At 52.7% G+C, this 12,547-nt stretch carries 13 protein-coding genes and 1 tRNA gene; 10 read left to right on the top strand and 4 right to left on the bottom strand.

Annotated elements, in window-relative coordinates; translation table 11 throughout:
• Positions 1–77: 77 nt before the first annotated feature.
• Positions 78–881: a 2,5-didehydrogluconate reductase DkgB gene (gene dkgB, locus SK58_RS19635; RefSeq protein WP_032620217.1), complete on the top strand. Its 804-nt coding sequence runs from the start codon at positions 78–80 to the stop codon at positions 879–881.
• A gap of 30 nt (positions 882–911) precedes the next feature.
• On the opposite strand, the gene yafC is transcribed toward dkgB, so the two are convergent.
• A complete protein-coding gene (yafC, locus tag SK58_RS19630) occupies positions 912–1,817 on the bottom strand; it encodes a DNA-binding transcriptional regulator YafC (RefSeq protein WP_015571393.1) in 906 nt (301 codons plus the stop codon).
• Positions 1,818–1,920: 103 nt separating this feature from the next.
• Between yafC and SK58_RS19625 the strand changes: the two genes are divergently transcribed.
• The 3 genes from SK58_RS19625 to SK58_RS19615 all read left to right on the top strand — a co-directional run bounded on the left by SK58_RS19625 (position 1,921) and on the right by SK58_RS19615 (position 4,885).
• The gene (locus SK58_RS19625; RefSeq protein ID WP_015571392.1) at positions 1,921–3,096 is read left to right on the top strand and encodes an MFS transporter; all 1,176 of its coding nucleotides are present in this window, start codon (positions 1,921–1,923) and stop codon (positions 3,094–3,096) included.
• Positions 3,097–3,233: 137 nt separating this feature from the next.
• Positions 3,234–4,034, top strand: coding sequence for an endonuclease/exonuclease/phosphatase family protein (locus SK58_RS19620; protein WP_026080641.1), 801 nt, complete (start codon positions 3,234–3,236; stop codon positions 4,032–4,034).
• A gap of 77 nt (positions 4,035–4,111) precedes the next feature.
• Complete coding sequence (locus tag SK58_RS19615) at positions 4,112–4,885, top strand: class I SAM-dependent methyltransferase (protein ID WP_015571390.1); 774 nt, start codon at positions 4,112–4,114, stop codon at positions 4,883–4,885.
• Between the two features lie 52 nt (positions 4,886–4,937).
• Here SK58_RS19615 and mltD read toward each other — a convergent pair whose 3' ends face one another.
• Both mltD and gloB read right to left on the bottom strand, forming a co-directional pair.
• Positions 4,938–6,302 carry a murein transglycosylase D gene (gene mltD / locus SK58_RS19610; protein WP_045350015.1) on the bottom strand — a complete coding sequence of 455 codons (1,365 nt, stop codon included), beginning with the start codon at positions 6,300–6,302 and terminating at the stop codon, positions 4,938–4,940.
• 68 nt (positions 6,303–6,370) lie between these two features.
• A complete protein-coding gene (gene gloB / locus SK58_RS19605) occupies positions 6,371–7,129 on the bottom strand; it encodes a hydroxyacylglutathione hydrolase (RefSeq protein ID WP_015571389.1) in 759 nt (252 codons plus the stop codon).
• Between the two features lie 32 nt (positions 7,130–7,161).
• Here gloB and SK58_RS19600 point away from each other — a divergent pair, with 32 nt between their 5' ends.
• Positions 7,162–7,878: a class I SAM-dependent methyltransferase gene (locus SK58_RS19600; RefSeq protein ID WP_023303114.1), complete on the top strand. Its 717-nt coding sequence runs from the start codon at positions 7,162–7,164 to the stop codon at positions 7,876–7,878.
• Here SK58_RS19600 and rnhA read toward each other — a convergent pair whose 3' ends face one another.
• Positions 7,879–8,457 (bottom strand): ribonuclease HI, encoded by a 579-nt coding sequence (rnhA, locus tag SK58_RS19595; protein WP_160840538.1) that lies wholly within the window; start codon positions 8,455–8,457, stop codon positions 7,879–7,881.
• Here rnhA and dnaQ point away from each other — a divergent pair.
• The 5 genes from dnaQ (at position 8,411) to SK58_RS19570 (ending at position 12,547) form a co-directional block, all read left to right on the top strand.
• Complete coding sequence (dnaQ, locus tag SK58_RS19590) at positions 8,411–9,142, top strand: DNA polymerase III subunit epsilon (RefSeq protein WP_003863237.1); 732 nt, start codon at positions 8,411–8,413, stop codon at positions 9,140–9,142. The two genes, rnhA and dnaQ, sit on opposite strands and share 47 nt — an antisense overlap.
• 132 nt (positions 9,143–9,274) lie before the next feature.
• Positions 9,275–9,351 (top strand) — tRNA-Asp (locus SK58_RS19585).
• A 387-nt stretch (positions 9,352–9,738) separates the two neighbouring features.
• Positions 9,739–10,458, top strand: coding sequence for a FadR/GntR family transcriptional regulator (locus SK58_RS19580; protein WP_015571386.1), 720 nt, complete (start codon positions 9,739–9,741; stop codon positions 10,456–10,458).
• Positions 10,455–11,468, top strand: coding sequence for an ABC transporter ATP-binding protein (locus SK58_RS19575; RefSeq protein WP_048220356.1), 1,014 nt, complete (start codon positions 10,455–10,457; stop codon positions 11,466–11,468). Before SK58_RS19580 ends, SK58_RS19575 begins: the two co-directional genes overlap by 4 nt.
• Positions 11,465–12,547 (top strand): ABC transporter ATP-binding protein, encoded by a 1,083-nt coding sequence (locus SK58_RS19570; protein WP_048220355.1) that lies wholly within the window; start codon positions 11,465–11,467, stop codon positions 12,545–12,547. Before SK58_RS19575 ends, SK58_RS19570 begins: the two co-directional genes overlap by 4 nt.

The raw sequence follows: 12,547 nt of genomic DNA, 5'->3' as shown, positions 1-12,547 counted from the left end.
GGTTCACGATCTTTTTCGGCATAACAACTACAGCGATAATTCTCCTCAGTTTATGAACATAACGATTGAGGAATCATATGACTATCCCTGCACTGGGTCTGGGCACTTTCCGCCTGAAAGACGACGTTGTTATCGCATCTGTTAAAACCGCACTTGAGTTGGGCTATCGTGCTATTGATACGGCGCAGATTTATGATAACGAAGCTGCCGTAGGCCAGGCCATCGAAGAGAGTGGCGTACCGCGCGACGAACTTTTCATCACCACTAAAATCTGGATTGAGAATCTCGGCCAAGACAAGCTGATCCCAAGCCTGAAGGAAAGTCTGAAAAAGCTGCGTACTGACTATGTTGATCTGACGCTGATCCACTGGCCATCACCTGACGATGCCGTCTCTGTGGAGGAGTTCATGCAGGCGCTGCTGGAAGCGAAAGAGCAGGGCTTAACGCGTAAAATTGGCATCTCTAACTTCACCATCCCGTTGATGGAAAGGGCTATTGCCGCAGTGGGTAAAGAAAATATTGCCACCAACCAGATTGAACTCTCTCCTTACCTGCAAAACCACAAAGTCGTGGACTGGGCGAAACAGCATGGTATTCACATCACCTCGTACATGACGCTGGCATATGGTAAGGCGCTGAAAGATGAAGTGATTGCACGCATCGCTGAAAAACACAATGCGACAGCCGCACAGGTGATCCTGGCATGGGCGATGGGTGAGGGCTATGCCGTGATCCCGTCTTCAACCAAACGTGAAAACCTGGCAAGTAACCTGTTAGCGCGGGATCTCCAGCTTGATGATGAAGATAAAAACGCGATCGCTGCACTGGAATGCAACGATCGTCTGGTCAGCCCGGAAGGGTTAGCACCAGACTGGGATTAATAAAAGCCCTTCCTCTGTACCCTTAAACCCTCACACAGCTCCTCCGGGAGCTGTTTTTATATGTTCGCTAAGGAAGTCGATAAAAGCGCGTATGCGCGTACTTACCGCTCTGTCACTGTAATACACTGCGCTAAAAGGCATCTCTACAGGTAAGCGTTTGTCAGCCATCAGTTCTACAAGCTGACCCGCAGCTATTTCCTTATCAATCATATAGTCTGATAAACAGGCGATCCCATTTCCTTCAAGACAAAGCTGTTTCAGCGTTTCTCCGCTATTAGACGAAAGTCCGCAAGTGATCTCATGAAGTTGTCCGTCATGACAGGCCACGGGCCAGGTGTTCAGCGAGACAGGTTCCGTAAAGCCCAGGCACAGGTGCTGCTTCAGCTCCTCAACGGTCTCCGGTTTGCCATGCTCTGCAATATATTGCGGTGACGCGATAATTTTGCGGTAGCTGGTGAACAGTGGGCGAGCGCGTAAACTTGAATCCGTCAGGGTTCCCGCGCGGATCGCCACATCAACTTTACGCTCAATCAGGTTAATAAACGTCTCTGAAGAGACCAGGGACAGAGTCATCTCCGGATAACGTTCCCGGAATGGCTTGATTAACGGCATCAGAAAATGAAGCACGACCGGCGTCGCCGCATCAATGCGTAGCAATCCACGCGGAGTGCTACGCGACTCCATTATTTCCGTCTCAGCTGCCGCCATCTCCTGCAAAACGGATTGTACGCGGCGAAAATAACGTTCACCTTCTTCCGTCAGGCTGAGCTGCCGCGTTGTTCTGTTGAGCAGACTTACCCCGAGCTTCATCTCCAGCTTTTTCACCGAGCGGCTGATGGCGGAGTTCGCCTGCCCGAGCTGTTCGGCCGCACGGCTGAAGCTGCCGCTTTCAACAACGGCAACAAAGATAGTCAGTTCTTCCGATGTGGCTTTCATTATTGCATCATCCGCAAAATTCTATTGAGATTCTAACCATTTTTGTTATTTAAACACTGGCGCATACTGCCTGTCATCTTAATCCTGAAGAGACGGAGTATTTATGCCACTGGCGCTTCTTGCCCTGACGATCAGTGCCTTCGCAATTGGCACGACCGAATTTGTTATTGTAGGACTTGTTCCCACTATTGCTGAACAACTCGCCATTTCGCTGCCTTCTGCCGGGCTGCTGGTATCTATTTACGCGTTAGGCGTCGCTGTTGGGGCGCCTGTGCTGACCGCACTGACTGGACGCTTTCCACGTAAACAACTGTTAGTTGCCCTGATGGTGCTCTTCACCGCCGGCAATATTCTGGCGTGGCAGGCTCCGGACTACACTACCCTGGTCATTGCCCGTTTGCTGTCTGGCCTCGCGCACGGTGTCTTCTTCTCCATCGGCTCTACGATTGCAACCAGCCTGGTGCCAAAAGAGAAAGCGGCGTCAGCCATTGCGATTATGTTTGGCGGCTTAACCGTCGCGCTGGTCACCGGCGTACCGTTAGGAACGTTTATTGGGCAACATTTTGGCTGGCGAGAAACCTTCCTCGCGGTATCGCTGTTGGGCGTGATTGCTCTGGTAGCCAGCCTGCTGCTGGTGCCCTCCAGTATTCCGGGGCGCGCGAGCGCCAGCCTGAGCGATCAGGTTAAGGTTCTGACACACCCGCGCCTGCTGCTGATCTATGCCGTTACGGCTCTGGGTTATGGAGGTGTGTTCACTGCGTTCACTTTCCTTGCACCGATGATGCAGGAGCTGGCTGGTTTTTCTCCGGGCGCAGTGAGCTGGATTTTACTGGGCTACGGTATCTCCGTTGCAATCGGCAATATCTGGGGCGGCAAGCTTGCGGATAAGCATGGTGCGGTACCGGCGCTAAAATTTATCTTCGCCGCGCTGGTTGTCCTGCTGATGATTTTCCAGTTCACCGCGTCGATACAATACGCAGCGCTGGTAACTGTGTTGGTTATGGGAATATTCGCGTTTGGTAACGTACCGGGATTGCAGGTCTATGTTGTACAGAAAGCCGAACGCTATACGCCCAATGCGGTGGATGTCGCATCCGGCCTGAATATCGCCGCATTCAATATCGGTATCGCACTCGGATCGGTTATCGGCGGGCAGACGGTTGAACACGTTGGATTAACCCAAACGCCATGGATTGGTGCGGTAATTGTGCTTGTCGCTTTCCTGCTTATTGGTCTGAGTGGACGGCTTGATAAACCCGCTCGTATCGCGCTTGGATAAGTGTCAGTAAGTGCTTGCTTACAAAACTGGAAAGCGGTTTCTCAGTAATTGCGTTGAAAGTGTGACCTAAAATCCCTATAACATTAGAACCAGTCCGTTTTCCGGGCTGGTTCATGTTACAGAGGTCGTTTCCAAAAGTGCGAAAAAATACCTATGCCATGCGTTATGTTGCCGGAATGCCCGCGGAGAGGATCTTGCCTCCGGGGTCGTTTGCGAGCCTGGGTCAGGCATTACCAGCGGGCACGCCATTAAGCAGTGACGAAAAAATTCGCGTACTGGTGTGGAACATCTTTAAACAACAGCGTGCGGAGTGGTTATCCGTACTTAAAAATTTTGGTAAAGATGCGCATCTGGTTCTGTTACAGGAGGCGCAAACCACGCCTGAGCTGGTCAGGTTTGCAACGACAAACTATCTTGCAGCCGATCAGGTGCCTGCCTTTGTTCTGCCACAGCATCCTTCTGGGGTGATGACCCTTTCAGCCGCACATCCGGTCTATTGCTGCCCGCTGCGTGAACGTGAGCCAATCCTGCGTCTGGCAAAATCGGCGCTGGTCACGGTCTATCCGTTGCCCGACACCCGTCTGCTGATGGTGGTAAACATTCATGCGGTGAACTTCAGCCTGGGTGTTGATGTGTACAGTAAGCAGTTACTACCCATTGGCGATCAGATTGCTCATCACAGTGGGCCGATCATTATGGCCGGGGACTTCAATGCCTGGAGCCGTCCACGTATGAACGCGTTGTACCGCTTCGCGCGTGAAATGTCGCTGCGTGAAGTTCGTTTTAACGATGACCAGCGCAAGAAAGCGTTTGGTCGTCCTCTCGATTTTGTCTTCTATCGGGGTTTAAGCGTGCACGACGCCTCCGTTCTGGTGACGCGCGCCTCCGATCATAATCCTCTACTAGTTGAATTCAGTCCCGGCAAACCTGATAAATAATGGTGCGTCAGGTCTGCCGTGGGGCAGGCCTGTGCGGGTGCTGCCCTTTATTTTTTAACCCATAAAAGGACAGCAACATGACAACAACACACTCCCATCATGACAACGTCGAAAAACAGTTTGGTTCTCAGGCAAGTGCCTACCTGAGCAGCGCCGTGCACGCCTCTGGCCGCGATCTGGTACGTCTCGGCGAACGGCTCGCCGCGTTTCCTGACGCGCACGTGCTGGACTTAGGCTGCGGGGCGGGGCACGCCAGTTTTACCGCCGCACAGCAGGTTGCTCAGGTGACGGCATATGACTTATCGAGCCAGATGCTGGATGTGGTTGCTGAAGCGGCGAAAGCGAAAGGGCTGAATAACGTCACGACGCGCCAGGGCTACGCTGAATCTTTACCCTTTGAGGATGCGTCGTTTGAGGTTGTGATTAGCCGTTACTCTGCACACCACTGGCATGATGTGGGGCAGGCATTACGGGAAGTGAAACGCGTGCTCAAACCGGGCGGAATCTTCATCATCATGGACGTGATGTCTCCCGGACATCCAGTACGAAATATCTGGCTCCAGACGGTTGAAGCGCTGCGTGATACCTCGCACGTGCAAAACTACTCCAGTGGAGAGTGGCTTACGTTTATCACCGAAGCCGGCTTGATTTCACGCTCATTGATAACCGACCGTTTGCCGCTGGAGTTCACATCATGGATTGCACGGATGCGCACACCCGAGGCATTGACTCAGGCGATCCGATTGTATCAGGAGAGCGCCTCTGCTGACGTGAAGGCGTACTTTGAACTGCATGATGATGGTTCGTTTACCAGCGACACCATTATGGCTGAAGCGCAAAAAGCGGGATAAATAAAAAAGGCACCGAGGGGAATCGGTGCCTTTTTAACAAGCGATCGTACTATCAGGAATCTGGCGTAGCGCTGTTTTTCACAAACAACGTCAGCTGGTCGCCAGGTTGCAGGTTGTCAGTATCGTTGTTCCAGCGCATCACATCTTTGATGTTTACGCCGTGACGCTTAGCAATACTGGACAGCGAGTCGCCTTTACGTACGCGATAGGTAATGCTATCGCTGTTTTTAGCGAGACGCTGTGCGCTGCTACCTGCACCTACGGACAGCGTTTGACCCACTTTCAGACCAGATCCGCGCAGATTATTCCACTGCTGGAGATCTTTCGCATTCACGCCAAGACGTGATGCAATACCTGAAAGCGTATCACCTGAACGCACCTTATAGCTGCGGCTGCTTACAGGCGACGTATCAGCGATCAGCGTGGACTGAACGGCTGCAATTTCACCCGAAGCTAAAGACTCTCGTAACTGTTCCGCATGTTTCTGCGGAACCATCACATAGCCAGGGCCACTAGCGCCCAGCGTGGAGCCTTTAACACCTGCATTAAAGGTTTTAAGCTTACTTACCGACATACCCGTCATATCTGCAACCTGTTGAATATCAACCGGGCTGCTGAGGCGGACACGCGCCAGTGCACGACTTTCGTCTGGTGTTGGCAGTTGTACACCGTAACGTTTGCTGTTCTTGAGAATATCGCCCAGTGCCAGCATTTTCGGTACGTAAATCTTTGTTTCCTGTGGCAGTGAGAGCGACCAGAAGTCTGTGGATTTTCCACGCGCTTTATTCGCTTTCATTGCCTTCAGTACACGACCTTCACCACTGTTATACGCCGCGACGGTCAATAACCAGTCGCCGTCAAACATCTTGTTCAGACGTTGCATCATGTCGAGAGCGGCTGTCGTTGAAGCGACAACATCACGACGCGCATCGTAGTTGCGGGTCTGCTTTAAACCATAATTTCGCCCTGTGCTCGGAATGATCTGCCAGATGCCTGCTGCATTGGCGCCAGACGTCGCGTGCGGGTCAAAAGCGCTCTCCACTATGGGTAGTAGTACCAGTTCCATAGGCATGTTACGTTTCTTAACTTGCCCGGCTATCCAGTACATATACGGCTCTGCCCGTAATGTTACATCGTGGAGATAGCTCTTATTTCTCAAATACTTCTGTTTCTGTTCGCGAATCCGGCTGTTTTCCGGAATTCCCATCTTTAGCTCGTCGCCAATAGAGGCCCACAAGTCTTGTTCCTGCGCGAAGGATGTCCCATCGTCCAACCATCGCGCCTGACTCGTAAACTTCCCTGCTTCCCCTTGACCAGCCGCAGAAAGGCTCTGTGCGTGCTGTTGTACGTTGCTGCCGTTTTGTGACTGGCAACCTACAAGCAGGACAGAGGCGAGTAATATCGCTTTTGCCTTCATGTGTGTGTCAATAGTTGCTTAAAAGACGAGCGATGATAACGGCGAAATTTTGAAAAGGCAACCCGCAATTATCTGAAGTTATCTTTCTTTGACCTTAACCATGCAAATCGCGCTTCAGGTTGTAACAAATTTGTTTCTTGATTAATTTTATTAATTAAATCAACATCATCAGTTCTTAAAAATAAATTTATTTGTCGCTCATTTTTCAGAATTACGGGGAGTGTTTTTTGGTTTTTTGCACGTAACTCCTTCACTTTCTGGTAATAATCCTGAATCGCCCGATCCTCAGGCAGCACGCTTGCAGCAAACTTCATATTCCCTAATGTATACTCATGTGCGCAACAAATTACGGTTTCGGCTGGCAGCGCATTAATTTTTTGTAAAGATTGATACATCTGTTCTGGCGTGCCTTCAAACAGCCTTCCACAGCCGCCAGAAAACAGCGTGTCGCCACAAAACAGATAAGGTTTGCTGTAGAAACAGAGATGCCCGGAAGTGTGACCTGGCGTAGCAAATACGGAAAACTCCCACCCGAGGATGAGGATACTTTCGCCTTCTTCGACAACTTGCGTTGTACCCTTATCCTGTGTCTCTGCTGGTCCGTAGACGGGTAGATGGGGATAGCGTGCAAGGAGATCGGGAACACCGCCGACATGATCGTGATGGTGATGGGTAAGAAGGATCGCCTCCGGCTGCCAGCCGTTTTCTTTAATCGCGTGCAGGATCGGTGCGGATTCGCCTGGATCAACAATGATGCATCTGCGATCGTCGTCGACTAAAACCCAGATGTAATTGTCCTGAAAGGCGGAAATACTGATAAGATTCATGCATTACCTCTTATAGCGTGGCGGGTGTTTTGATGAAACCGGCAAGGATACCTCAGACTGTCGCACCACCGGAACGTTGGGCAGAGTTGCCCTGGGGTGAATATTATCGCGAGGCCTTAGAATTTCAGCTTAAACCCTGGCTCGCGAAAATGTATGGTTTTCACCTGCTTAAGATTGGCAATCTGAGCGCAGAAATCAATACCGAAAGCTGCGCTATCTCGCATCAGGTCAGCGTATCGCTTAATGGCTCCCCGGTTCAGGTGAAAGCGGATCCGCTGCATTTGCCGTTTGCGGAAAAATCCATTGATGCCTGTCTGCTCGCCCACACGCTGCCCTGGTGTAGCGATCCCCATCGTCTGCTGCGGGAAGCAGACCGCGTTTTGATTGATGACGGCTGGCTGATCCTGAGCGGTTTTAATCCGCTGAGTCTGATGGGGCTACGTAAACTGACGCCCGTTCTGCGTCGCACGCCGCCTTATAACAGCAGGATGTTTACCATGATGCGCCAGCTGGACTGGCTTTCACTGTTAAATTTCGAAGTGCTAAGCTACGGGGGTTTTCAGGTCATCCCCTGGACGCGTAAAGGCGGGGTCTTATTAAGCACCCATTTACCCGCGCTGGGCTGCATGCAATTTATTGTCGCGCGTAAGAGGACGATCCCCCTTACGCTCAACCCGATGAAGCAAAGCAAATCAAAAACGCGGATCCGCCAGACCGTGGGGGCCACGCGGCAGTACAAAAAACCGTGATCAGGATTCAGGTTGATAACCTGCATCCTCATGGGTCGGGTTGGATGCCGCCGCGCGAGCCAGCTCGTCACAGCGTTCGTTTTCAGGATGACCGGCGTGCCCCTTTACCCACTCCCATTTGATTTCGTGCTGACCGAGGGCGGCATCAAGACGCTTCCAGAGATCGACATTCTTGACGGGTTTTTTCTCTGCCGTTTTCCAGCCCCGCTTTTTCCAGTTGTGGATCCATTGGGTAATGCCCTGGCGGACATACTGGCTGTCGGTACTCAGCACCACGTCACAATGTTCTTTTAACGCTTCCAGCGCCACGATGGCCGCCATCAACTCCATGCGGTTGTTGGTGGTCAGGAAATAGCCTTCACTAAATGTTTTTTCATGCTGGCGATAGCGCATAATGGCGCCATAGCCGCCGGGCCCTGGGTTACCGAGACAAGATCCATCGGTGAAAATTTCTACCTGTTTACGCATCTCTGGTAGACTTCCTGTATTTGAAACGTTCAGTAAAACGATAAGTCTGACATAAATGACCGCTATGAGCACTGCAATTACTCGCCAGATTGTTCTTGATACCGAAACCACCGGTATGAACCAGATTGGCGCCCACTACGAAGGGCACAAAATCATTGAGATTGGTGCCGTTGAAGTGGTGAACCGTCGCCTTACGGGCAACAACTTCCACGTTTACCTTAAACCCGATCGGCTGGTGGACCCGGAAGCGTTCGGTGTTCACGGAATTGCCGATGAGTTTTTGCTGGATAAGCCCACCTTTGCCGACGTCGCAGATGAATTTCTCGACTACATCAGAGGTGCGGAACTTGTCATTCATAACGCGTCGTTCGATATCGGCTTTATGGACTATGAGTTCAGCAAGCTCAACCGTGATATTCCGAAGACGAATACGTTCTGTAAAGTCACGGATAGCCTGGCGCTGGCAAGGAAGATGTTCCCCGGCAAGCGTAACAGCCTTGATGCCCTGTGCTCTCGCTATGAGATAGACAACACCAAGCGAACGCTGCACGGCGCGTTGCTCGATGCCCAGATCCTGGCCGATGTCTACCTGACCATGACCGGCGGGCAAACGTCGATGAAATTCAGTATGGAAAATGAATCCCAGCAGACGCGGGATGAAGGGGGAATTCAGCGTATTGTGCGTCAGGCGAATCGCCTGCGGGTTGTTTTAGCCAGTGATGAAGAACTGATGAACCATGAATCTCGTCTCGATTTAGTGCAGAAGAAGGGCGGAAGCTGTCTGTGGCGCACGTGAAAATGTGCTGAAACGTTTGTTAAATCACCGTTTGGGTGAATTTTGCAGCAAACGATTCAAAACCTGAGAAAAAGCGTTGACGAGTTCAGAGGCAAACCGTAATATTCGCCTCGTTCCCCAAACGGGAACAGTGGAGCGGTAGTTCAGTCGGTTAGAATACCTGCCTGTCACGCAGGGGGTCGCGGGTTCGAGTCCCGTCCGTTCCGCCACTATTCAGAAAGCCTGAGTCAGAAATGATTCAGGCTTTCGTCGTTTTATAGTCCCTCGAATATTGTTTATTCCTCTTTTTATTTCCATTAACAAAAAGTTAATAAGTACGGTGCATTTTATTAACAAATGCACGATTTTAGTGCATTATTTGCACTGTTTTTGTGCGTTTTTTGCCCATCCTTACCTTCGCGCCCATCTTCTTATGTAATAATTATGTAAAATAATTGGTAGGAAATCATTCGGTTACCGATCATTTTTCAGAAAATTAACGAACCAATACGCTATTGGTTCGTTAATTGCTTAATTACTAGCACGTTAAGTTCTGCGTCATATCAATAACTTATTATTAATAAAAATAAAGCAATGATGAAAGCGAGCGAACCAATATGGAAAAGCCTTCACGGTTTTTAGCTAATTCCAGTACCGCGCTTGAGCAGCTGCGCGGGCTTATCAACCAGCACGAGTCAACACCAGGCATTCCGCTGCCCACTGAACGTGAGCTGTCGGACACTCTCGGCGTAGGCCGACGTGAAGTGCGTCGCGCGCTGGACGTGCTGGAAGAGGAAGGGCGTATCTGGCGCAAGCAGGGCAAGGGTACCTTCATTGGTCCATCTGCCCCGGTTGAGCCGTTGGCGCTTCAGGGATTGGTTCAGCAAACCAACCTGCTGGAAGTCATGGAAGCTCGACTACAGCTCGAACCCGGCTTAGCCCGACTTGCGGCACTGCGTGCCACCAGGGAAAACCTCGCGCTCATGCAGCGTATGCTGGAACGCATTAATAAGGTCAGCCCGGATGACCGCGATCTCAACGAACTGTGGGATAGCGCCTTCCACCGCGCCATTGCGGAGGCAGCAGGTAACCGCCTGATGCTTGGGCTTTTTGATGCGATAGATGCCGTCCGCCGGGAGCCTGGCTGGCAGCATTTACGCGAACTTGCCCGCACCCCTGAACGTGTCGATAGCTACAACGACCACCATCACAAAATCATGTCAGCGATTATTCATCGCCAGCCTAACGAAGCAGCTGCCGCCATGCGCGAACACCTGCTCAGCCTGCAAACCGCCCTGATTCAGGCTATCCACCTTGAGGACGATTCCACGCTATGACGACGATACCCTTTAAGGACTCCACGCCCGTACTGCGGCTGCAAAACCTCAACGTTAAATTCGCGGGCTCGCCGGTGAGCGTGCTCGATGATATCTCGCTGACGGTCAGAGCGGGAGAAACGCTGGCGCTGGTAGGCGAGTCCGGCTGCGGTAAAAGCATCACTTCCCTGGCGCTGATGGGGTTATTACCTGCCAGCGCCCGGATCGTCAGCGGGGAGATGAATTTCCGCCGCCAGGATCTGCGCAAGCTCTCGCCGCGGGAGTATGCCGATCTGCGCGGCAGCGAGCTGGCGATGATATTCCAGGAGCCCATGACCTCGCTCAACCCGGCCTTCACGCTTGGCGATCAGCTCAGTGAAGCGGTGATGCGCCATCAAACGATCTCCCGGGCTGAGGCGATGACGGTTGCGCTACAGATCCTGGAGAAGGTGCAGATCCCGGCCGCAGAGATGCGCCTTAAGGCTTACCCGCATCAGCTTTCCGGCGGTATGCGCCAGCGCGTGATGATTGCGATGGCGCTGATAAACCATCCCAAACTACTTATTGCTGACGAACCCACTACCGCTCTGGACGTGACCATTCAGGCGCAAATTCTCTCCCTGCTCAATACCTTAAAAGAAGAAACGGGCACGGCGGTGCTGATGATCACCCACGATTTAGGCGTGGTGGCTGAAGTCGCGCAGCAGGTGGCAGTGATGTATGCCGGACAGGTAGTGGAGCAGGGGAGTGTTGAAACCCTGTTTGCCGATCCGCAGCACCCCTATACCATTGGCCTTATGGGTTCCCTTCCTTCTATGGGTGCGCGTAAAGGCCAGCTATCAACTATTCCCGGATCGGTCCCGCTGCCGGAATCCATGCCTCAAGGCTGCCGCTTTGCCACCCGATGTCCCTTCGCGCAGACGCGCTGTCATGCTGAAAAACCACCGCTCACTACGCTCGGTACGGGCCATCAGGTTGCCTGCTTCCGCGTGCCGCTCGAACACCACATTGCCCTGGGAGAGACCGCATGACCATGCCCATTCTTGAAGCCCGCGATCTGAGCAAGCTTTTCCCCGGCCCGAAAAAACTGTTTACGCCGGCCCGCTTTGTCACCGCTGTCGACCGAGTTTCGATGTCGGTGATGCCTGGCGAAACGCTGGCAATTGTCGGCGAGTCGGGTTCCGGGAAATCCACCCTTGGTCGTCTGCTGCTGCGCCTGTTGGGCGCCAGCGAAGGGCGGGTATTTTATCAGGGTGAGGAGATCACCCACGCCTCGGGCGCCCGTCTGAACCAGCTCCGGCGTGAACTACAGATCATCTTTCAGGATCCCTTCGCTTCGCTGAACCCGCGCATGACGGTGGAGCAAATTGTCGGTGAGCCGCTGTGGCTGCACCAGAACATGAAAAAAACGGATCGCCAGTACCGCGTCTCCGAGCTACTCAGGACGGTCGGCTTGCCCTCAGCCTGGGCCGGGCGTTATCCACACGAATTTTCCGGCGGGCAGCGTCAGCGTATCGGCATTGCGCGCGCGCTGGCGTCAGGCCCAAAGCTGCTGCTGGGTGATGAGCCGGTTTCTGCGCTGGACGTTTCCGTTCAGGCACAGGTGGTTAATTTACTGGAAAGCCTGAAGCACCAGTTGGGGCTAACGATGATGATCGTCGCCCACGGGCTGGCGGTTATCCGTCATATGAGCGACCGCGTGGCGGTAATGTATCTTGGGCAAATCGTCGAGCTGGCCACCGTCGACGACATCTTCGACGCACCGTTGCATCCTTATACCCAGGCGTTGATTGCCTCAGCGCCGCAAATGCAGCCAGGCGTAGCGCGGGATACGCCGCTGTTGCAGGGTGATTTACCGAACCCGGCTAACCCGCCGTCCGGCTGCCGTTTCCACACCCGTTGCCCCTACGTTACAGATGAATGCCGCCAGATCGAGCCGATTAATCAGGTGCTCGACGGCGGACGTCAGGTTGCCTGCCATCGCTGGCAGGAGATCAATCGCGATCGCAGCGTTATCCAGATCGCACCGCCATCCGCCGCTTTTCTGCGCCGCCGCGCGCTGTTTGAACACGCGGCCACTCACTCCTCCCTTCCTTCAAGGAACTCATGA

Origin of the sequence: Enterobacter sp. BIDMC93, assembly GCF_001037805.1 — a bacterium.
GTDB lineage: Bacteria > Pseudomonadota > Gammaproteobacteria > Enterobacterales > Enterobacteriaceae > Enterobacter > Enterobacter hormaechei_C.
This window is presented reverse-complemented; position numbering and strand designations above follow the sequence as displayed.

Coding starts and splice junctions, on each gene's coding strand:
- gloB (WP_015571389.1), bottom strand. CDS start 7,129: ATGAATCTTATCAGTATTTCCGCCTTTCAGGACAATTACATCTGGGTT.
- SK58_RS19615 (WP_015571390.1), top strand. CDS start 4,112: ATGACAACAACACACTCCCATCATGACAACGTCGAAAAACAGTTTGGT.
- mltD (WP_045350015.1), bottom strand. CDS start 6,302: ATGAAGGCAAAAGCGATATTACTCGCCTCTGTCCTGCTTGTAGGTTGC.
- dkgB (WP_032620217.1), top strand. CDS start 78: ATGACTATCCCTGCACTGGGTCTGGGCACTTTCCGCCTGAAAGACGAC.
- SK58_RS19570 (WP_048220355.1), top strand. CDS start 11,465: ATGACCATGCCCATTCTTGAAGCCCGCGATCTGAGCAAGCTTTTCCCC.
- SK58_RS19600 (WP_023303114.1), top strand. CDS start 7,162: ATGAAACCGGCAAGGATACCTCAGACTGTCGCACCACCGGAACGTTGG.
- yafC (WP_015571393.1), bottom strand. CDS start 1,817: ATGAAAGCCACATCGGAAGAACTGACTATCTTTGTTGCCGTTGTTGAA.
- SK58_RS19580 (WP_015571386.1), top strand. CDS start 9,739: ATGGAAAAGCCTTCACGGTTTTTAGCTAATTCCAGTACCGCGCTTGAG.
- SK58_RS19625 (WP_015571392.1), top strand. CDS start 1,921: ATGCCACTGGCGCTTCTTGCCCTGACGATCAGTGCCTTCGCAATTGGC.
- SK58_RS19575 (WP_048220356.1), top strand. CDS start 10,455: ATGACGACGATACCCTTTAAGGACTCCACGCCCGTACTGCGGCTGCAA.
- dnaQ (WP_003863237.1), top strand. CDS start 8,411: ATGAGCACTGCAATTACTCGCCAGATTGTTCTTGATACCGAAACCACC.